At 33.2% G+C, this 21,182-nt stretch carries 18 protein-coding genes; 2 read left to right on the top strand and 16 right to left on the bottom strand.

What is annotated here, in order from left to right:
• Window positions 1–218: 218 nt before the first annotated feature.
• The 9 genes from sdhB to zapA form a co-directional block, all read right to left on the bottom strand.
• The gene (sdhB, locus tag KA833_RS05300) at window positions 219–1,043 is read right to left on the bottom strand and encodes a succinate dehydrogenase iron-sulfur subunit (protein ID WP_046207832.1); all 825 of its coding nucleotides are present in this window, start codon (window positions 1,041–1,043) and stop codon (window positions 219–221) included.
• A 1-nt stretch (window position 1,044) separates the two neighbouring features.
• Window positions 1,045–2,808, bottom strand: coding sequence for a succinate dehydrogenase flavoprotein subunit (sdhA, locus tag KA833_RS05295; protein WP_046207833.1), 1,764 nt, complete (start codon window positions 2,806–2,808; stop codon window positions 1,045–1,047).
• 40 nt (window positions 2,809–2,848) lie between these two features.
• Window positions 2,849–3,460: a succinate dehydrogenase, cytochrome b556 subunit gene (sdhC, locus tag KA833_RS05290; protein WP_046207834.1), complete on the bottom strand. Its 612-nt coding sequence runs from the start codon at window positions 3,458–3,460 to the stop codon at window positions 2,849–2,851.
• Window positions 3,461–3,797: 337 nt separating this feature from the next.
• Window positions 3,798–5,582, bottom strand: a complete 1,785-nt coding sequence (gene uvrC / locus KA833_RS05285) for an excinuclease ABC subunit UvrC (RefSeq protein ID WP_046207835.1) — start codon at window positions 5,580–5,582, stop codon at window positions 3,798–3,800.
• 345 nt (window positions 5,583–5,927) lie between these two features.
• On the bottom strand, window positions 5,928–6,242 hold the full coding sequence (trxA, locus tag KA833_RS05280; protein ID WP_019469293.1) for a thioredoxin: 315 nt from the start codon (window positions 6,240–6,242) through the stop codon (window positions 5,928–5,930).
• Between the two features lie 81 nt (window positions 6,243–6,323).
• On the bottom strand, window positions 6,324–8,672 hold the full coding sequence (locus KA833_RS05275; RefSeq protein ID WP_046207836.1) for an endonuclease MutS2: 2,349 nt from the start codon (window positions 8,670–8,672) through the stop codon (window positions 6,324–6,326).
• A gap of 9 nt (window positions 8,673–8,681) precedes the next feature.
• Window positions 8,682–10,394, bottom strand: coding sequence for a DNA polymerase/3'-5' exonuclease PolX (polX, locus tag KA833_RS05270; RefSeq protein ID WP_046207837.1), 1,713 nt, complete (start codon window positions 10,392–10,394; stop codon window positions 8,682–8,684).
• A gap of 111 nt (window positions 10,395–10,505) precedes the next feature.
• Window positions 10,506–11,027 (bottom strand): CvpA family protein, encoded by a 522-nt coding sequence (locus KA833_RS05265; protein WP_046207838.1) that lies wholly within the window; start codon window positions 11,025–11,027, stop codon window positions 10,506–10,508.
• The gene (gene zapA, locus KA833_RS05260) at window positions 11,027–11,293 is read right to left on the bottom strand and encodes a cell division protein ZapA (protein ID WP_019469289.1); all 267 of its coding nucleotides are present in this window, start codon (window positions 11,291–11,293) and stop codon (window positions 11,027–11,029) included. Before zapA ends, KA833_RS05265 begins: the two co-directional genes overlap by 1 nt.
• 301 nt (window positions 11,294–11,594) lie before the next feature.
• On the opposite strand from zapA, the gene rnhC reads away from it, so the two are divergent.
• A complete protein-coding gene (gene rnhC, locus KA833_RS05255) occupies window positions 11,595–12,533 on the top strand; it encodes a ribonuclease HIII (RefSeq protein WP_046207839.1) in 939 nt (312 codons plus the stop codon).
• 90 nt (window positions 12,534–12,623) lie between these two features.
• Here the strand turns inward: rnhC and pheT are convergent, their stop codons facing one another.
• The 6 genes from pheT to KA833_RS05225 all read right to left on the bottom strand — a co-directional run bounded on the left by pheT (window position 12,624) and on the right by KA833_RS05225 (window position 19,028).
• Window positions 12,624–15,026, bottom strand: a complete 2,403-nt coding sequence (gene pheT / locus KA833_RS05250; protein WP_046207840.1) for a phenylalanine--tRNA ligase subunit beta — start codon at window positions 15,024–15,026, stop codon at window positions 12,624–12,626.
• Window positions 15,026–16,084 carry a phenylalanine--tRNA ligase subunit alpha gene (pheS, locus tag KA833_RS05245; RefSeq protein ID WP_046207841.1) on the bottom strand — a complete coding sequence of 353 codons (1,059 nt, stop codon included), beginning with the start codon at window positions 16,082–16,084 and terminating at the stop codon, window positions 15,026–15,028. The genes pheT and pheS overlap by 1 nt, the downstream gene beginning before the upstream one ends.
• Before the next feature lie 326 nt (window positions 16,085–16,410).
• A complete protein-coding gene (locus KA833_RS05240) occupies window positions 16,411–17,151 on the bottom strand; it encodes a TrmH family RNA methyltransferase (protein WP_046207842.1) in 741 nt (246 codons plus the stop codon).
• A 17-nt stretch (window positions 17,152–17,168) separates the two neighbouring features.
• Window positions 17,169–18,113, bottom strand: coding sequence for a M23 family metallopeptidase (locus KA833_RS05235; protein ID WP_080937831.1), 945 nt, complete (start codon window positions 18,111–18,113; stop codon window positions 17,169–17,171).
• A 123-nt stretch (window positions 18,114–18,236) separates the two neighbouring features.
• Window positions 18,237–18,410: a 50S ribosomal protein L32 gene (gene rpmF, locus KA833_RS05230; RefSeq protein ID WP_019469283.1), complete on the bottom strand. Its 174-nt coding sequence runs from the start codon at window positions 18,408–18,410 to the stop codon at window positions 18,237–18,239.
• Window positions 18,411–18,491: 81 nt separating this feature from the next.
• Window positions 18,492–19,028: a YceD family protein gene (locus tag KA833_RS05225; RefSeq protein ID WP_046207843.1), complete on the bottom strand. Its 537-nt coding sequence runs from the start codon at window positions 19,026–19,028 to the stop codon at window positions 18,492–18,494.
• 126 nt (window positions 19,029–19,154) lie between these two features.
• Here KA833_RS05225 and KA833_RS05220 point away from each other — a divergent pair, with 126 nt between their 5' ends.
• Window positions 19,155–20,297 (top strand): nucleotidyltransferase, encoded by a 1,143-nt coding sequence (locus tag KA833_RS05220; protein WP_046207844.1) that lies wholly within the window; start codon window positions 19,155–19,157, stop codon window positions 20,295–20,297.
• Between the two features lie 269 nt (window positions 20,298–20,566).
• On the opposite strand, the gene KA833_RS05215 is transcribed toward KA833_RS05220, so the two are convergent.
• On the bottom strand, window positions 20,567–21,067 hold the full coding sequence (locus KA833_RS05215; protein WP_046207845.1) for a MepB family protein: 501 nt from the start codon (window positions 21,065–21,067) through the stop codon (window positions 20,567–20,569).
• Between the last annotated feature and the right edge of the window lie 115 nt (window positions 21,068–21,182).

Genomic DNA, 21,182 nt, shown 5'->3' with positions numbered 1-21,182 from the left:
CTTCGCTATTTAACAAAATTCACAATATTACTAATGGAAAATTTTTATATAATCAGATAATCTATATATTAATATTTTAATACACTAATAACTTAAAATTTTTATTATAGTATATATACTTTTTTAAAGCTTAATCACTGTATTAAATTTGTATCTATAAAATATTTCATAAAAAAATGCCAACAAAGTTTAAACTTTGTTGGCATTTTCATTATATATTAGTTTACTTGGTGGTCTGAACCAAAGAATGATTTGAACATATGGAAAGAAGTTTCACGGTTTAATGCAGCAATTGATGTCGTTAAAGGAATGCCTTTCGGACATGCGTTAACACAGTTTTGTGAGTTACCACACTCTTGTAACCCACCTGCACCCATCAATGCATTTAAACGTTCATCTTTAGTCATTGAACCTGTTGGGTGTAAGTTAAACAATCTAACTTGTGAAATAGCTTGCGCACCAACAAAATCGTTGTTTCTTGTAACGTTTGGACAAACTTCTAAACATACACCACACGTCATACATTTAGATAATTCATATGCAGTTTGACGTTTTTTCTCTGGCATACGAGGACCTGGTCCAAGGTCATACGTACCGTCAATCGGTACCCATGCTTTCATACGTTTCAAATTATCAAACATTCTACTACGATCAACTTGTAAGTCACGAATAACTGGGAATGTACTCATTGGTTCTAACTTTATTGGTTGTTCTAATTGATCAACAATTGCTGTACAAGATTGTCTTGCTTTACCATTGATAACCATAGAACAAGCACCACAAACCTCTTCTAAACAGTTCATATCCCAAATAACAGGTGTTGTTTTCTCACCTTTACTATTGACTGGATTACGTCTAATTTCCATTAAACAAGCAATAACATTTAAATTCTCTTTGTAAGGAATTTCAAATTCTTCTTCATAAGGATTAGACTCTGCATCATCTTGTCGTTTAATGATGAGCTTAATTGTATTTTGATTTTGTTGTTGGCTTTGTTGTTCATCTTGCGCTTGAGTTTCATTTACTTCTTTAGTATCTGCCATTTTATTTACCTCCTTTAGAACTACTTGAATAGTCACGTTTACGAGGTGGGATTAAACTTACATCTACTGGTTCGTATGTAAATTTAGGCGCTTCTGTTTTTCCTTGATATGATGCTAAAGTCGTTTTTAACCATTCTTCGTCGTTTCTTTCAGGGAATTCAGGTTTATAATGTGCCCCACGAGACTCATTTCGGTTATATGCACCGATTGTAATTACACGTGCTAATACTAACATATTCCATAACTGACGCGTAAAGAATACCGCTTGGTTACTCCAAGTTTGAGTATCTTCAATATCAATATTTTGGTAACGTTCCATCAATTCTACGATTTTCTTGTCTGTTTCCAATAATGCTTTATTATCACGTACAACAGTAACGTTTGCTGTCATGACTTCACCAAGTTCTCTATGAAGTTTATACGCATTTTCTGTACCGTTCATTTTCAATAAATTATCGAATTTATCTTGTTCTTCTTTAACACGTTTTTCATAAATACTATCATCTAAATCAGTATATGATTTTTCAATATTAGCGACATATTCAATCGCATTTGGTCCTGCAACTGTTCCACCGTATATGGCAGATAACAATGAATTAGCACCTAAACGGTTACCACCATGTTGTGAGAAATCACATTCACCAGCTGCAAATAAACCTTTGATATTTGTCATTTGATCATAATCTACATAAAGTCCACCCATTGAATAGTGCACCGCTGGGAAGATTTTCATCGGTACTTTTCTTGGATCGTCACCAGTGAATTTTTCATAAATTTCAATGATTCCGCCCAATTTTACATCCAACTCATGCGGATCTTTATGTGAAAGGTCAAGGTAGACCATGTTTTCACCATTAATACCTAATTTTTGATTCACACATACATCAAAAATTTCACGTGTAGCTATATCACGAGGTACTAAGTTACCATAATCTGGATATTTTTCTTCTAAGAAGTACCATGGTTTACCATCTTTATATGTCCAAATTCGGCCACCTTCACCACGAGCTGATTCACTCATCAATCGTAGTTTGTCATCGCCAGGAATTGCTGTTGGATGAATTTGAATAAACTCACCATTTGCATAAATCGCACCTTGTTGATAGACGATTGACGCAGCAGAACCAGTATTAATCATTGAGTTAGTTGTTTTACCAAATATGATACCCGGACCACCAGTAGCCATAATAACTGCATCTGAACCGAATGATTTTATTTCAGAAGATGTCATGTCTTGAGCCACAATACCCCTAGCCATATTGTCATCATCTTTGACAATGCCCAAGAATTCCCATCCTTCATATTTTGTAACTAAACCATCCACTTCATAGCTACGTACTTGTTCATCTAAGGCATACATTAATTGTTGACCTGTTGTTGCTCCAGCATATGCCGTTCTATGATACATGGTACCACCGAAGCGACGGAAATCTAGCAAACCTTCATTTGTTCTATTGAACATTACACCCATACGGTCAAGTAAATGTATAATGTTTGGCGCTTCCTCTGCCATTGCTTTTACTGGTGGTTGATTCGCTAAGAAATCTCCACCGTAAACTGTATCATCAAAGTGAACAGCAGGTGAGTCACCCTCACCTTTTGTATTCACTGCTCCGTTTATGCCACCTTGTGCACATACAGAGTGTGAACGTTTAACAGGCACTAATGAGAACAAGTCAACATGTGCGCCTTGTTCTGCTGCTTTAATTGTTGACATCAGACCGGCAAGTCCTCCACCGACAACAATAATTTTCTTCTCTGCCATAAATAGTCACTCCCCTAAATATATCTGAAACATTTTTAAATTATACGAAAGCAAGGATAGCACTTATTCCGATATATGAAACTACGATAAATACAACAAGTGATACCCATGTAAAGATTTGTTGTGATCTTTTAGATTGTAAAACACCCCATGTAACTAAAAATGACCATAAGCCATTTGCAAAGTGGAATGTTACAGCAAGTAAACAGATGATATAGAAAATTAACCAAATTGGATTAGATACAATATCATGTACCATATCGAAGTTAACTTCTTCACCTAATGCACGCTGAATACGTGTTTGCCACAAATGTATTCCGATGAAAATAAACGTTATAATACCAGTCAAACGTTGTAATAAGAACATCCAATTTCTAAATTGAGAATAATGTCCTACGTTTTCTTTTGCCGTAAAGGCAATATGTACACCATATACCGCATGATAAAGAATTGGAATATAAATCACGATAAACTCCAATGCAATCAAGAATGGTAAAGATTCCATAAATCCAGCAGCCTTGTTAAACGCTTCAACGCCTTTTGTAGCTTGATGGTTAACAAGTAGATGCACTAATAAGAATCCACCTATCGGTATTACGCCTAACAAAGAATGTAAGCGTCTTAAATAGAATTGATTTTTCGAATATGCCAAAAGGAAGTCCCCCCTGTGAAACAATTAATTTTTTGGTATCTTTTTTTAAAGTATAAATGTGATGATACTTATCAACTAAAACTAAACAACAACATGTTATGCAATCGCTTTATATTTATAGCAATATAAACTTCAACATGTATGTATAAAACAATGAAGTAATACCCCTAGTTGAATTTGACAATTGTTTTATTATATAGATTTAAGTGATAACTTTTCTCAATTAGTAAACGCTTCCATATACTTTTAAAAAAAGAATTCCTGTTATTTGCTATTGTAACACTAATTCATAAAATTTTGGGCATGAGAATGATTCTCATGCCATATTCTTTTTTATCTATTTGTTATATAGTGCGTGATGAAGATTCTCAGCAACTTTTTGAGGTAAACCAGAAGATTTTAAATCCTCAATGCTTGCCTCTTTCATTTTCTTTATGGAACCAAAAGTTCGTAATAATTTAGTTTTTCGTTTAGAACCAATACCATCGACGGTATCTAATACTGATTGCAAGCCAGTTTTTTGGCGAGTTTGTCTATGAAATGTAATTGCAAATCTATGAACTTCGTCTTGTATTCTTTGAAGTAAATAAAATGCTTGGCTATTTTTTTTCAAAGGTACAATCTCTGCACTTTCACCGTATAAAATCTCTGAAGTTTGGTGTTTATCATTTTTACGCAACCCAGCGACTGGTATATCCAAACCTAATTCGTTTTCAAGCACATCGATAACCCCGCTCATATGACCTTTACCACCATCAACGATGATTAAATCTGGTAATGGAGTACCTTCATTTAAAACACGAGTATAACGTCTACGCACAACTTCTCTCATAGATTTATAATCATCTGGGCCATCTACCGTTTTGATTTTATATTTGCGGTATCCTTTTTTATTTGGTTTACCATCAATAAACGACACCATGGCTGAAACTGGGTGTACACCTTGGATGTTTGAATTATCAAAAGCTTCTATACGAATAGGTGTCTGAATTCCCATGCGGTCACCTAATTCTTCAATCGCCTTCACGGTACGTGATTCATCTTTAGCAATGAGTTCAAATTTATTCTCTAAAGTAACTTCAGCATTATGATTTGCTAAATCAATCATTTCTTTTTTCTTGCCCTTAATCGGCTGAACTATTTTTGTATCTACAACCGATTGGATAATATCTTTGTTTAAATTTTTAGGAATATGCACTTCTTTAGGGAGAATATGTTGATTTAAATCATAAAACTGACCTATAAAAGTATAAAATTCTTCTTCTTCTGTTTGCTGCAGCGGAATCATAGTAGCATCTCGTTTAATCATATTCCCTTGTCTTATGAAAAACACTTGAATACACATCCAACCTTTTGACACACTGTAGCCAAATACGTCTCTTATAGTATTATCTGAAGTAGTGATTTTTTGTTTCTTAGTTAAATTGTGAATATGTTGGATTAAATCTCGATACTCTTTTGCTCTTTCAAAGTCTAACGATTCACTCGCTTCGTTCATTTTCTGTTCTAAGTTATTCAGTATTGTTTTATCTTCACCATTTAAAAAATCAGTGATTTCTTTAGTCATTTCCGCATATTTATTTAAATCTACCGGGTAAACACAAGGTCCTAAACACTGACCAATATGGTAATATAAACACAATTTGTCGGGCATTTTATCACATTTTCTAAATGGATAAATTCTATCTAATAACTTTTTTGTTTCTTGAGCTGAATAAGCATTAGGATAAGGTCCAAAATATTTTCCTGTGCCTTTTTTAACTGTGCGTGTCACGATTAAACGAGGATACTTTTCTTTTGTAATTTTGATAAAAGGATAACTTTTATCGTCTTTCAACAAAATGTTATATCTCGGTTGATATTGTTTAATCAAATTAAGTTCGAGTAGTAAAGATTCTGTTTCACTCGAAGTTACAATATATTCAAAGTTTCTAATTTCTGAAACAAGTCGTGTCGTTTTAGCATCATGTGCACCTGTAAAATAAGACCTTAATCTATTTCTTAATTTTTTAGCCTTGCCGACATAAATGACTTGATCATTTCGATCTTTCATTAAATAGCAACCTGGTTCAGTGGGGACTACCGTTAATTTTTGTTTAATATCTTCTTGGTATTTTTCCATTTAAGTTCCCCTCCTTTCTTAATAAAAGTACATTGTTAAAATAGTAATTATAAAAATTTGCATAACAGTTATATAGAGATTAACGCTTGTTTGCAAATAAAACTTTTCAACTCTTACCTACATTATAGAATATACATTAGCATTAAACCAAAGTATTCATTTCCATATCAAAAATCTAACAACTAGATATTTTAATTGTTATTCATAAAATGCTTTCATCCTCAAAATGGAAGTGTGGCTCTGAAAAAAGACACTTCAAACAACTTTGACTTCAGTTGGAATAACAAAAAGTCACAGAAAAAACCTGAGACATTCATAGATGCCCCAGGTCGTTGCGTTGTACTTTTATAAATGTTTCTCAATAACTTCTGCTAAGTTTTCTTTAGGTTGGAAACCTACAACTTTATCGACAGGCTCGCCATCTTTAAATAAGATTAAAGTTGGGATACTCATTACTTCAAATTTAGCAGCTGTTGATGGATTTTCATCTACATCAAGTTTTAAAATATTAGCTTTTCCATCATAATCACCAGCTAATTCTTCTAATACTGGAGCAATCATCTTACATGGGCCACACCAAGTTGCCCAAAAATCTACTAAATTGACACCTGATTGAATATTTTCATCAAAGTTTGAATCTGTTACTTTTACGATTGCCATAACTGCCAATCCTCCTTAAATTTCAAATGATGAAGAAATTATAACAGACTTTAAGCAAATCTGCATACCTCTTGCTCACATTTATTTCAATTCTGCGACGGTCACGCCAAATCCACCTTCACTTGGCATGCCGTTCCTATATGATGACACATTTTTATGTTGTTTTAAATGTTTTTGCACACCTTTTTGCAACGCACCAGTTCCTTTACCGTGAATAATATATACTTGTTCGTAATTACTTAACACTGCTTGATCTAAATACTGATCAACGGCAACCATTGCTTCATCATAACGGTAGCCACGTAAGTCTAGTTCCATTTTAATACTTTGACGATTTTCACGTTTAACCATTTTAGAAGGTGCTTCTTTTGTCTTTTTTGTTTTTTCTAAATCGCTGGTAGGTAATTTCATTTTAATGATGCCCATTTGAACAACTGCTTCATTATCATCTAGTAACTCTAATATTTCACCTTTTTGCCCATATGTTAGAACTTTTACTTCATCGCCAACTTTAATTTCATCCCATTTTTTCTTTTCAACATTTTGTTTCAATGATTTGGCTTCATATTGATCATCTAACTGTTTCTTTTTATTGATGAGCTCATGTTCTTTTACATCGGCACCTTTTTTGTCTCTAAGTTCACGTAATTCTTTAATAATCTCATCAGCTTCTTTAGTAGCGGCTTTCACACGCTGATTGGCTTTGTCTTTCGCCTCGCTCATTAATTGTTTCTCATGATTACGATATTTATCGTATTCTTTTTCAAGTTCATCATGTGTTTCTTGAGCTTCTCTCAGTAAGCTATCTAATTCAATTCTCTGTTCGTCTACACGTTTAGAATTTTTCTCTAATGAAGCAATCATTTCATTTATTTCTTGTTCATCTTGTCCAATCATTGCTTTCGCATTTTGAATCACTTTCATATTAAGGCCTAATTTTTTTGAAATATCGAAAGCATTAGAACGGCCCGGCACACCCATGAGCAACTTATATGTTGGGCTTAATGTATTTACATCAAACTCTACACTAGCATTCATTACTCCTGATCTGTTGTAACTATATGCTTTAAGTTCAGGATAATGCGTTGTCGCCATAACTAATGAGCCTATTTCATGAACATAATCTAGGATACTCATAGCTAAAGCAGCACCTTCACTTGGATCTGTTCCAGCACCAAGTTCATCAAAAAGTATCAAACTATTTCTGCTTGTATGCTGTAAAATTTCAACAATATTTTTCATGTGTGATGAAAATGTTGATAGTGATTGTTCAATAGATTGTTCGTCTCCGATATCACAATAAACATTTTCAAAAATGCTTAATTTACTCCCGTCTAAGGTAGGTATCAACATCCCTGATTGTGCCATCAAAATTATAAGTCCCAGTGTTTTTAACGTTACTGTTTTACCACCTGTGTTAGGTCCAGTGATGATTACCGTTTCAATATCGTCGGCAAATTCAATCGTATTAGCTACAACCGTGTCTCTATCTAATAAAGGATGAAATGCTTTAGGTAAATAAACAGTTCGTTCACTTGTAAATTCAGGTTTCGTGCCTTTGATTGAACGTGCATAGCGCGCTTTAGCAGTTAAAAAGTCAATTTGTCCCATAATATTTTCCGAAATTAAGCAGGCATCTGCTTCAGCGGCTACATAACCTGTTAACTCAGTTAAAATTCGTTCACTTTCAGCCGCTTCATCATTGCGCAGACGACTAATCTGATTATTCATTTCAACAATAGACGAAGGTTCAATATAGAGTGTTTGACCAGAAGCTGATTGGTCATGAACGATACCATTAAAATCTTGACGATATTCTGCTTTTACAGGAATAACATTGCGGTCATTACGTACCGTTATAATAGCATCTGACAATTTTTTCTGATTTGCTTGACGTTTTACGATTTTATCTAAGTTTTGTTTTATCCGTTGCGTCGTACCAGAAATTTTACTCCGGATACCTTGTAGTTCATAACTCGCATTATCGAATAAATCATTAGCATCACATTTTTGATGAATATGTTGATACAACTCTGAAAGTACAGGCAATTGTTCCATCCTATCATGTAGAATAGCATAATTCACTGCTTCCTCTTCTTCCAATAAATTATTATAAAATGTTTTATATTGATTTTGAATTTGAATTAATCTTTTAATTGTATTAAGTTCTTTAACACTTAATACACCACCAATTGTAGCCCTATGAATCAATGATGAAACCTTTGATAATCCACTCAAACTAGGTAAACGGTGTTTATTGTATATTTGAGCAATTTCATCTGTTTCATTCATTTGAAATTCGACTGTTTGAATATCAGTTGCTGGTTCCATTTCAACAACTTTCTCTCTCCCTAAATCACTCATTGTTTCTTTTTCAACAAGTGTTTTAATTTTATCGAACTCTAGGACATTTAATGATTTTTGTCTCATACAATCCCTCTATTTCTTCAATTTTATATTATTGTCAATAAATGCTTTAAAAGATTCTCGATCCATTGTGTTTATAACTCTCTCTTTATTTACAAATCCTTTTTGTGCAGTAGCTATACCGTATTTCATAAATTCTAAATGGTCTACGTGATGCGCATCAGTATTAATCGTTAGTTTCACATTCGTATGCTTTTTAACTATATCTGCATTTAAATCTAAGCGTTTAGGATTCGCATTGATTTCTAAAATAGTATTTGTTTCTTCTGCGATTTCACATAATTTATCAATATCAGGCCCATAACCTGCACGTTTACCTATGATACGCCCCGTTGGATGTGCAATATGACGGACATAAGGATTACGACATGCTTGCTCTAGACGAAACATGATATCTTCTTGAGATTGGTTAAAACTTTGATGTATCGCTGCAATGACATAATCTAGCTGTGCTAATATTTCATCATCATAGTCTAAACGTCCATCAGGTAAAATGTCCATTTCAATGCCTGAGTATATATCAATATCATCATATTTTTCGTTTAGTGCTTTAATTTCTTCATTTTGTCGCAACAACCGTTCAACAGAAAGTCCATTTGCTACTTTTAAACTCTGAGAATGATCTGTAATAACCATAAACTGGTAACCTTTAGCGATATTAGCCTCTATCATATCTTCAATACTAAACGCGCCATCACTATATGTTGTATGCATATGAATATCACCATTGATGTCATTGATATTGATTATATCTGTTAAATCTTTGTCAAATTCACTACCATCTTCACGTATTGAAGGTGCAATCCAATTTACTCCAAAATGATTATAAATTTCTTGTTCACTATTATATTGAATTAATGAACCATCCGCTTCTTCTATACCATACTCACTAACCTTCTCGTTTTTTTCTTTAGCCAATTGACGGATTCGAATATTATGTTCTTTTGAACCTGTAAAATGCTGTAGTGTATGGTAAAAAGCAGATGGCTCGATTAATCTAAAATCTACACCAATGGTTTCATCATCATAGGTTAACTCTAACGAAATTTTCGTTGCTCCAACTGCTACTTCTTTAACCTTGTTAGGGATTTTTAATAAAGCTTTTTGAACTTCTAATGGTTGTTCTGTGCTTATAATATAATCTAAGTCCTTACTCATTTCTTTATAGCGACGGAAACTCCCTGCAACTTCGTATTTTTCTATCGACTCGATTGAGGATAAATAATCGCTAACTTCTATATTGAGTCCTCTCATTTGATCAATTGGATAACGCTCTTTTTTCGCTCCTAACGCTTTTACTGCTTCAAGGATATTTTGTTCAGTTTTTTTAGCGAATCCACTTAGCTCACTTACTTTTCCTTCTTCACACGCTTTTTGCAATGCTTCTTTTCCATCAATATTAAGCGCTTTATATAATTTCGCTATTTTTTTGCTACCGAGTCCTTGTATTTTAAGTAGAGGAATTAATCCTTCTGGCACTTCTTCTTGTAATGTTGCTAAAGTCGTAGAATGACCTGTTTCTCTATATTCATTAATCACCTCTCCTACGCCTTTACCAATACCTTTTAACTCTGTAACATCTTCGATTTGGTCTAAAGGGCGCTCATCTATTTCCAAGCTTTGAGCAGCTTTTCTATAAGCAGAAATTTTGAAAGTGTTTTCGCCTTTTATTTCCATATATACCGCAATTTTTTCTAATAATTGAATAATTTCTTTTTTAGTCATTTGTTTCACTCCATAGAAAAAGGTCAAGACAGCATCACCTAACCATTTTGGTATTTAAGTTATGCCTTGACCTCCTAGTTTTTTAAAGCTATAAATTTCACATCACTATTTTTATAGTTGTGTGATAAACATTGAGATAAACGGAATATGTAATAATATATGTTCTGTTATAATCGAATTAGATAGTTGTTGCTGTATCATCCTATTAGGATAAATGGCACAACTATACAACAAAATTATATTAATAGTTACTGATGGAATAATACTTAACATCATACCAAATAACCTGCTTGTTATATTCGGTAATTTTTGTTTAAGGGTATAATCGAATATAACGATAATGCCATAACATATGACTTTTGTAATCAGCGCTATCGTTACAAATGCGACAATATGCTCAAATCGTTGCTGCAAATCTGCAAATTGAAATGCAAAATTCATATCGTAAGCGCGTGTCTTAGGATATGGCACAAATAACTCCAAACGCTGTGCTATCTGTAAATAATATTTTTGAGCCATCCACAAAGCAAAAATAGTTGCACTTAGATGTATCGTCGATAACCACACGCCTCTTCTAAAGCCAATGATGCCAATATATATGAAGATGACAACTATCGCTAAATCAAAAATCATTAATCTTCACTATGCTTCAATTGATTTATTTCTTGTCTTAAACGGTCATTTTCTTCTTCTACTTGCACTTTTTCATGCATGATATTAACCGCAGTAAGAATTGCTTTTCTAGTTGTATCTAAACCTGCACTTTTACTTGCTAACTCTTTGAGTCTCTCATCTACCAAATGTGCTACATAACGGATATGCTCAGGATTATCTTCTCCGACTATTGTATAATGTTGATCATTTATAGTTACGTTAATCCGATTTTTAAACTCACCCATATAATAACTCCTGACTTTTAAATTTTATTTCTAATCTGAATGATTTTACTTTATTTATATTTATATGTTGGTAATTTATAATATTTATTACGAACTATTATACACGACAAGATATTTTTTTGTAAGAGGTGTGAATTGTTCTATTTGAAATATTTAATGATTATACAACAATTATTTAAATCATTTTTATTTCATATCATATTGCCATTTATATCATAAATAGCTAACTTATTTAAATTTATGATATGATATGCATTATCCAATTTTAAAATAAGTTATTTGAACAAAGAGAGGTCACTAAATGGCTAATATAGTACAAAAATTAACAAACCAAGAAATACAACAATTAATGACTAAAATTGATTTTAATACGACTAATCTTTCACAAGGTATGAAAGCACGGACGAAATATCGTAACACCGCTATTACGATATACAATTCTAATAAAGTAATGTTTCAAGGTAAAGATGCCGAATCTGTAGCAAACGCTATGTTGCCTAATAAATCAATACCTTCAAAAAGCGACACCAAACACAATCAAAGCAAACAAACTAAACAGCACATCTCCTATAATCAATTTCAATGTATCGGCAGCGACGAAGCAGGTAGTGGTGATTATTTCGGGCCACTAACGGTTTGTGCAGCCTATGTATCCAAAAAGCACGCTCAAATTTTAAAAACACTTGGTGTAGATGATTCTAAAAGACTTACTGATGCTAAAATTATAGAGATTGCCGAACAAATTATAACTTTCATCCCGCATTCTTTATTAACAATGCATAATGAAAAATACAATGAGAAACAAAAAGCCGGTTGGTCTCAAGTTAAAATGAAGGCAGTGTTACATAACGAAGCTATAAAAAATGTCGTTGCAAAAATTGACACGGATGAACTTGATTATATTGTGATTGACCAATTTGCTGAGCCTGGTGTATATAAAAGATATGCACTTAGCAATCTACCGTTTGAAAATAAGACAAAATTTGAAACAAAAGGTGAATCAAAGTCTATTGCAATTGCTGCTGCAAGTATTATTTCACGTTATGCCTTTGTGAAAAATATGGATCAACTATCAAAGCATGCAAAAGTTGAATTACCTAAAGGCGCTAGCAATAAAGTAGATTTAGCTGCTGCAAAAATAATTGATAAAAACGGTGTCCAATATTTAGACGCTATGACTAAAAAGCATTTTGCGAACAGAACAAAAGCTTTGAATTTAATAAATAAAAAACATCAATAAACGATAATTTATAACCCAAAACGTTCTTAATGTAAAAAACAAAGCCTTGAATCATCGCCACATTTGGCATAGATTCAAGGCTTTATAATATTATCTAATCGTCGCACCTTCTGCTTGTAACGCTTCTAAAATACGATCGTGTACTTCATTTACTTTATCATCAGTGAGTGTTTGTTTTGTATCTAAATATGATAAACGAAGTGCAATTGATTTTTCATCTTCTGCCACATGTTCACCTTCATATACATCAAAGACTTCTGCATTTTGTAAAATGTCGCCACCGTTATTTTTAATCACATTAACGATTTTGGCTGATGGCATCGCGCGATTAATGACTAATGCAATATCTCTCGATACACCAGGGAATCTTGGAATTGGTTGATAATTAATATAACCAACGGAAACTGACATCAACTTATCATAATTGAGTTCAAATACATAAGTTCGTTTTAAATCATAGTCGTTTTCAGTTTGTGGATGTAATTCCCCTACAAATCCAACAATTTCATTATTCAGCTTAACCAATGCAGTTCTGCCTGGATGTAATCCACTTATTTCACCAGCTTCATATTCAAATTGAACATCTAAAATTTCAGCAATACGTTCAACAACACCTTTTGCTATAAAGAAATCAATCGCTTCTTTTTTACTTTGCCAAGTATTGACAGCATAATCTCCTGTTAGTATACCACTTAAGTATTCTACTTCGTCTGGCAATTGATCTTTTCCATTGCCAAAGAATACACGGCCCAATTCATAAAGCGCAACATGATGATTACTTCGAGCAACATTATAAGACACATCATCAATAAGATGTGGAATCAAACTCTGTCTCAAAGTGGCATGAGCTTCACTCATAGGCATCAGTAATGATATCGTTGAGCGATCCTGCAATGCAAAATCAGTTGCACGTGCTTTATCTACAAGTGAATAATTAATCGCTTGGCTTAATCCAGCACCTTCTAATGTCGCTTTAACAATTCTTGTTTTTGCTTGTCTATCATTTAGTGTGCCTGGTGTTACGTGTTCAAAAACTGGTAACGTTGATGGTATTTCATCATAACCATAGATTCGAGCAATTTCTTCGATTAAATCTTCTTTTATTGTAATATCTTTACGGCGCGAAGGAACCATTACTGTCAATGTATTACCTTCTTGTGTCGTTTCAAATCCTAATTGAACAAATATCGCTTCAATATCTTCTTTAGATAATTCAAAACCAATTGTTTTGTTCACTTTTTCAACTGTGATTTCAATAGGTGTCACAAATTGACCTAGATTGCCTTCAGCTACACGATCTTGTAGTACTGTTCCACTTGCATATTGTTGTAGCAAATAACATGCTCTGTCCACGGCTTCGTCTACAAACTCGGTTGCAATACCTTTTTCAAATCGACTTGAAGCTTCACTACGTAAGTTTAGTCGTCGAGAAGTATGTCTAATTGAAACTGGGTCGAAAATCGCACCTTCAATAATGACATTTGTAGTATTTTCAGTCACCTCTGAGAAATCTCCGCCCATCACACCTGCAATTGCAATTGGAGTATTACCATTAGTAATAACAATATCGCTATCTTTTAATATTCTCTCTTGATCATCTAGTGTTGTCATTTTTTCCTCTGCCTTAGCTTGACGCACTTCTATTTGATCAGAACCAATTTGATCTTTATCAAACATATGCAACGGTTGACCATATTCTAATAATACATAATTTGAAATATCAACAACATTATTGATTGGTCGAATACCTGCTTTAATCAATCTCATTTGCATCCATTCTGGTGAAGGATGAATTTTAACATTTTTCACTATTCTAGCACTGTAATAAGGCACCTTGTCCTGATTTTGAACATTGATACTTAATTCATTTGTGGCTTGTTCATTCGTTAATTCACTTTGAGTTTCTGGCTTTTTCATTGGCACATTATAAAGTGCAGCTGTTTCATAAGCAGTACCTATCATACTTAACGCATCTGCTCTATTTGGTGTTAAATCAAATTCCATAACTTGATCATTTAAATATAAAGCAGTAAGTGCATCAGTACCAGGTTTGACATCTGAAGTAAATACATATATGCCTGATTCAAATTGCTTTGGAACAAGGTTTGGCGAAATACCTATTTCTTGTAATGAACAAATCATACCTTCCGAACGTTCACCGCGTAATTTTGCTCTTTTGATTTTTATACCTCCAGGTAAACGTCCACCTACTGTAGCTACAATGACGCTCTGCCCTGCATCAACATTTGGTGCACCACAGACAATTTGTACTGGCGCTTCTTCACCAATATCAACTTGGCATAAACTTAATTTATCTGCATCTGGATGGGGTGCTTTAGATTGAACATAGCCAACCACTAAATTTTTAATGTCTTTTGTGTAATCAATAATATCATCCACTTCAATACCTGTGCGTGTTATTTTTTCTGCAAGAACATTTACAGGTTGATTAATTGCTACAAACGACTCTAACCATTCTTTTGAAATAAACATTATAATTCACCTCTATCTTCTACCGCTTTAAATTGATCTAAGAAACGCACATCATTTGTATAAAAATGTCGTATATCTTCGATACCATACTTGAGCATCGCAATTCTATCTGGTCCCATGCCAAAAGCAAAACCTGTATATTTCGATGCATCAAATCCAGCCATTTCTAAAACATTAGGGTGAACCATACCAGCACCTAAAATTTCTATCCACCCTGTCTGTTTACAGACATTACAACCTGCTCCGCCACATTTGAAACATGATACGTCAACCTCTACAGATGGTTCAGTGAATGGGAAGTAGCTTGGGCGCAGACGAATTTCTCTGTCTTCACCAAATAGTTGTTTAGCTAACAATTCTAATGTACCTTTTAAATCGCTCATTTGAATATTTTCATCTACAACTAATCCTTCAATTTGCGTAAATTGGTGACTATGCGTTGCGTCATCAGAATCACGTCTGTAAACTTTACCAGGACATAAAATTTTCACTGGCCCTTGGCCATTACGTTGTTCCATTGTTCTTGCTTGAACCGGTGACGTATGCGTACGCATTAAGATATCTTCAGTAATATAAAAACTATCTTGCATATCTCTCGCCGGGTGTGATTTTGGCAAATTTAATGCTTCGAAATTGTAATAATCTTTTTCAACTTCATATCCATCTACAATTTCATAACCCAAACCTAAAAATAAATCTTCAATTTCCTCAATCGTTCTTGTTAACGGATGCTTAGCACCTATTGAAATTTTACGGCTAGGTAAAGTCACATCGATTTTTTCTTCTGTTAATTGTTGCTCTAATTTTGCATTTGCTAAAATCTCTCGACGTGATTCAATCTCACCTTCAATTGTTTGTCTCACTTCATTTACTTTTTGTCCGTATGCTGGTTTTTCTTCATTCGATAATTCTTTCATATGTTTCATCAAACCAGTCACAGAACCTTTTTTACCTAGATATTTGACTTTGACATATTGTAGTTCTTTTTCATTTTGAGCTTCATTTATATCTACTAATGCTTGTTGTTTAATCTCAGACATTGCCTCTGTTTGCGCCATACTTTGCCTCCTATTTAAAATCTATATTTTCAAATGATCAATAATTGCATACAAAAAAGCTTTCACCCCTTAAAACTGGGACGAAAGCTTTCCGTGGTACCACCCAAATTTATGCACACGCATACACTTGTAATCTTTGATAACGGAAATGATTTCCGACTTAAATTTCTTTAAGTAACCAAAAAGATGAAAAAAACTAATCACAGTGGATTATCTTTCAGTCTATGAATAATCTCCCTTGAACAACTGCTACTATTAGTTTACGTCTTTTTATAGGTTAATATTTTCATTGATGTGTTTATTATATACGAAATTCATTCAAAGGGTCAACCTTTCAAATGATACAATAATATACTTCCTGCAATTGCAACATTTAAACTTTCGGCTTGACCATATATAGGAATGTTTAAATTCTGAGTCGTTTGTTTTAATAAATCAGGATTGACACCTTCTCCTTCATTTCCAAGGAGCAGTGCAAAACTTTCTTGATGCTTCACTTGATTATAAGGAATCGCATGCTCTAATGCTGTACCATAAACATTTCCATTAAAACCTTCGATAAATTCACTTAAATCTCTCGTTATAATAGGTATATGAAAAACGCTACCTTGACTTGCACGGAGTACTTTGTCTTGATAAGGATCTGCGGTTCCTTTTTCTAACACGATTAAATCGATGCCTGCTGCATCTGCAGTGCGTATTAATGTTCCCATATTTCCTGGGTCTTGTATACGATCTAGTAACAGTACTTGTTGATATGCTTTTTCCTCATAATGCACTTTTTCTATAATCGCAAAGAACCCCTGCGGCGTAACCGTACCAGACAGTGATTCTGCTACTTTTAAATTGATTTCATATACTTCTTCAACATCATTTACGAGTTGTTCATCTAATCTATCGATATCAATAGCAAATAATTGAAGGATTTTGATATTACTCTTATGTGCTTCGTCAATTAAGTGTACGCCTTCGATAAGCACATGACCTGTTTTATCTCTTTCACGTTTCTTTTTCAATTTATTTGCGTTTTTAATCTTATTGTTTTGTGCAGAAGTTATCATTTCCATAATATAGCCTCTTTATTTCAAATTTTAAATATATGTCTTATATTTGAACTTAATTGTTTGCATCTTCTAGCTAAGTCAAACTGATTTTCTAATATTATACTATCTCCACTATAACTTACCATATCACCTTTTTCAGGCAAAACATTATCAAGCAACTTACACTTATATGTTTTAGCAAATTGTGGATTGCTTTGATTCATAATTTGAAAATGTACGTGCGGTTCCATTGTGTTGCCCGAATTTCCTACTCGTGCAATTAATTGTCCACGCCTTATCTGCTCTCCGACACTGACTTCAAAGGAATTTGGTTTAAGATGCGCTATCATACTAAACTCTTTGTCCGTGTGTTTAATAATGATGTAATTACCTTCTGGATGTTTCATATTATTTTCTCCTGGTAGTGCATCTGCTATACCGTCTACGATATCTATTACAACACCATTTGCTGGAGCAATCACACTTTGATTATAACTATAATAACTTTCACAGCAATTAGGATTGCCATGATAAGTCAGATGATTTTTCACTAGAATCAGGTCTAATGCATAACGTTGATTTTTGTATGAGTAATGATGATTTACAAGCTCATTTTCACCACCAGCGTATACAAACCACGTGTCTAGAACTGGTATCGTATACCTTAATTTCGTTTCTTTATGTCTGTTTGACAAATTCATAGGAATAAGCACGAAACCAATAATTTCATGATACTTATTTAACGTCACACTAATACCAGATGTTTTCTTTACATCTAACCATATGTATTCTTCTTTATAATTGAGTTGTATATGTTTGTATAATTTATTTTTATGTCTAATTGTATTATATGATTTCAATAATCTTTCTAACTCGTGATAGGAGGAAATTTCTTGAAAATAATCACTAAACTGATTATACAACCATTCGCTGTCACTATTTTCTATTTTTTCTAATATTACTTGTGCATTTATTTCAATCATCATTTACACAACCCATCAATTGTATATAACATTACTATTAAAAATAAAAAATCGCTCATAAATTATTATATGAATAATTAATGAACGATTAATCTCGGCTAAACATTAGCCTTTAAATAAATGAAATTATTTAGATACAACTTCTTCACCTTTGTATGAACCACAGTTCTTACAAACACGGTGAGATAATTTGTATTCACCACAATTTGGGCATTCTGTCATACCAGGTACTGAAATTTTAAAATGCGTACGACGTTTATTTTTTCTTGTTTTTGACGTTCTTCTTTTTGGTACTGCCATGATATATCCTCCTTATATTCATACATTACTAAATTATTTTCAGACTCAATAATCTATTATACTATAAATTATTTAAATCCGCTATTGCTCTTCGTCATATAATTGTTGTAGTTTTTGAAGCCTAGGATCGATTTGCTCAGCTTCCTCTTCTTCAGCAAGCTCAACCGCTTGTTCCTCGTCAATAACTTCCCAACCATTACCTTCACGTAGCATCTGATCGCTATTATTTGCAAAAGCACGCATTGGCTTTTCTATAATAACAAGTTCTTCAGCAATATCTTTTAGATTAATCATGCCGTCTGTGGCATCATGATAATGCTCATCCTCTTCGTCATCACCTATATACGCGTTACCTTCCAAATCAAAAATTTCTTGTGATTTTATGTCAATTGGCACTTCGACTGGTACTAACGTACGCGCGCACGCCATCGTATAGGTTCCAGTTATATGCATATCTGCAATGACTTCATTTGATTTGACAGTTAGTTCACCCTCAACATCAATATCAGATAAATCTATTAAATCTAATGATTTTACTAAATGATCAAAATTCACCGTTTGATGGAACTCAAATGGTTTATCTTGGAATTTTCTTAATTGTGTTATTGACCATTTCATATGGCTTCACCTCTAACAAGCACAAAATTTATTTTAACTTTATAGACAAAAGTTGTCAAGATTTTTTCTTAACACAAATTAATCTGATACAATATCTATAATGAATTCTGAAAGGGAGAATTGCAAATGAAAAGCGTTGCACTAGTCACTGAATATAATCCTTTCCACAATGGTCACTTATACCATGCCCAGACATCAAAGTCAATAACTGCTTCTGAAATATCTATAGCCATTATGAGTGGTAATTTTGTTATGAGAGGTCAACCTGCCATATATAATAAATTTACACGTACTCGAATGGCATTGAGTGCAGTGGATTTAGTCATTGAATTACCAGCGGTAGCTGCATTATCAGCAGGCCAATATTTTGCAGAAACAGCTGTCCAAATAGCGAGTTACGTTGATGCAGATCATCTATCATTTGGTAGTGAATCAGGTGACATCGATTCATTTCATGAATTGCTACAAAATATCTCTAAAATAGAACAATCGCCTGAATTTATTAAGAAACTAAAAGAAGGCAAAAGTTATCCAAGAATATTAAGTGAACTTTTAAACAATCATACATTATTATCTTCACCCAATAATACATTAGGTATTTCTTATATGCGAGCGATTCAAAAGTTAGCACCTCATATCAAACCTTGGACGATACCAAGAGAAAGCAGTCACCACCATGATTCCAATATTTCAAATTTAGATTTCGCTAGTGGCACTTCCATTCGCAATGCAATACAAGCCCATAACGACCAATGGAAATCAGTTGTTCCCGACTCAATACAACAGCTCTATCAAGAACCACAAGCAACTGTAGAAGATACGTTTCCATATATTAAATATGCTGTTTTAAGTCATACGCCACAATCTCTGAAAAATATCTATACGATGTCCGAAGGATTAGAAAATCGCATATTAGATAAAATTAGATATGCTACATCATTCGAGCATTTCATGTCACTTATTAAAACAAAAAGGTATACTTATACGCATATACAGCGTATTTTAATGAATGTTTTACTAAACTTTCAACAAAACCATAAACATAACGCTGTAAATGCAGTGCACATTCTTGGTATGTCAGCAAAGGGTCAACAATATTTAAAATACTTAAAACAAAAATTTCCAGAACGTCATTTTATTACGCAAATAAATCAACAAAACGCGCATTTATTTGAACGAGAAATCCATTCAACAAATATTTATAATTTGCTCACACACCATACAGAAACAGATTTCAATACACATGTCATACGTACTGAAAATGACTGAATGCAAATCAAAACAATTAAAACAAGATCCTAGTATTGGAGCCTGTAACCAAATTTTTAGAATTTTATTTACAGGCTTTATATATAGCGTTATTTTTATTATTTAGCTTAATTTTCAATAGTAGTATCTCATAGGTATTTTCAGTAATAATGGTAATTAATTACCTACATTTTGACTTTTATCAAAATAAATCCGTTTGTCTCATTTAGTTTTCGTATTTATAGCGTACGAAAATGACTGATGTCTATATTAAACAGCTCGAATCAACACTATGTATATAATTCAATTAGTTTCTGTTCATCGACATCATATGATAAATCTACAAAATAGTCGAGTTGCCAATTTTGAGTAAGTTTTGCAGTTTTGTTTAAGTCTTTTTCCCAACTTGGATAAACACGAAAAGCCATCTTCCCTTTTTGCTTTTCAGAACTTAAAATATTTTTGCGCATAAGAATTTCTTTTTGAAAAATGAATTGTCCTTTTTTCACTCCATCTAATATATTAATAACTAATTTATCTTCCATCTCATCATAATTAAAAGGTACGTTGTTTCCATGATCATTTTTACGCCATATCGCAACAAAATAGCCGTGTTTCTTTGGTGTTTTTTTAGCTAATCTACTTTTAAAAGTGACGTGATTAAACATAAAATTGATAGCTTCATATGCTTGATTCCAGTTTTCAATATTTAAGGCTTCAAACGAAAAGGCTAATTTCGTTTCTTTTAATTTATTAAATAGTGAGTTCGAATTATTATTAATGGTTATCATCCTTTTGATAGGAATTTTTCATCACAGGTGTACATTGTTGACTTTCTCTCTGTTGCTCGAAAGCATAAGAACCACTAACCCAACAAGTTGGGATGTGTATTTTGGATTACTTGAG

The organism is Staphylococcus sp. GDY8P67P (assembly GCF_017892545.1).
GTDB lineage: Bacteria > Bacillota > Bacilli > Staphylococcales > Staphylococcaceae > Staphylococcus > Staphylococcus ureilyticus.
Note: the sequence above shows the minus strand (reverse complement) of the source record. Positions and strands in the feature narration are given on the sequence as shown.

What these genes read in the sequence shown, in the direction of transcription:
- sdhB (WP_046207832.1), bottom strand. Translation starts at nt 1,043, where the DNA reads ATGGCAGATACTAAAGAAGTAAATGAAACTCAAGCGCAAGATGAACAA.
- sdhA (WP_046207833.1), bottom strand. Translation starts at nt 2,808, where the DNA reads ATGGCAGAGAAGAAAATTATTGTTGTCGGTGGAGGACTTGCCGGTCTG.
- uvrC (WP_046207835.1), bottom strand. Translation starts at nt 5,582, where the DNA reads ATGGAAAAATACCAAGAAGATATTAAACAAAAATTAACGGTAGTCCCC.
- trxA (WP_019469293.1), bottom strand. Translation starts at nt 6,242, where the DNA reads ATGGCAATCGTAAAAGTAACAGATTCAAACTTTGATGAAAATATTCAA.
- KA833_RS05275 (WP_046207836.1), bottom strand. Translation starts at nt 8,672, where the DNA reads ATGAGACAAAAATCATTAAATGTCCTAGAGTTCGATAAAATTAAAACA.
- polX (WP_046207837.1), bottom strand. Translation starts at nt 10,394, where the DNA reads ATGACTAAAAAAGAAATTATTCAATTATTAGAAAAAATTGCGGTATAT.
- KA833_RS05265 (WP_046207838.1), bottom strand. Translation starts at nt 11,027, where the DNA reads ATGATTTTTGATTTAGCGATAGTTGTCATCTTCATATATATTGGCATC.
- zapA (WP_019469289.1), bottom strand. Translation starts at nt 11,293, where the DNA reads ATGGGTGAGTTTAAAAATCGGATTAACGTAACTATAAATGATCAACAT.
- rnhC (WP_046207839.1), top strand. Translation starts at nt 11,595, where the DNA reads ATGGCTAATATAGTACAAAAATTAACAAACCAAGAAATACAACAATTA.
- pheT (WP_046207840.1), bottom strand. Translation starts at nt 15,026, where the DNA reads ATGTTTATTTCAAAAGAATGGTTAGAGTCGTTTGTAGCAATTAATCAA.
- pheS (WP_046207841.1), bottom strand. Translation starts at nt 16,084, where the DNA reads ATGGCGCAAACAGAGGCAATGTCTGAGATTAAACAACAAGCATTAGTA.
- KA833_RS05240 (WP_046207842.1), bottom strand. Translation starts at nt 17,151, where the DNA reads ATGGAAATGATAACTTCTGCACAAAACAATAAGATTAAAAACGCAAAT.
- KA833_RS05235 (WP_080937831.1), bottom strand. Translation starts at nt 18,113, where the DNA reads ATGATGATTGAAATAAATGCACAAGTAATATTAGAAAAAATAGAAAAT.
- rpmF (WP_019469283.1), bottom strand. Translation starts at nt 18,410, where the DNA reads ATGGCAGTACCAAAAAGAAGAACGTCAAAAACAAGAAAAAATAAACGT.
- KA833_RS05225 (WP_046207843.1), bottom strand. Translation starts at nt 19,028, where the DNA reads ATGAAATGGTCAATAACACAATTAAGAAAATTCCAAGATAAACCATTT.
- KA833_RS05220 (WP_046207844.1), top strand. Translation starts at nt 19,155, where the DNA reads ATGAAAAGCGTTGCACTAGTCACTGAATATAATCCTTTCCACAATGGT.
- KA833_RS05215 (WP_046207845.1), bottom strand. Translation starts at nt 21,067, where the DNA reads ATGATAACCATTAATAATAATTCGAACTCACTATTTAATAAATTAAAA.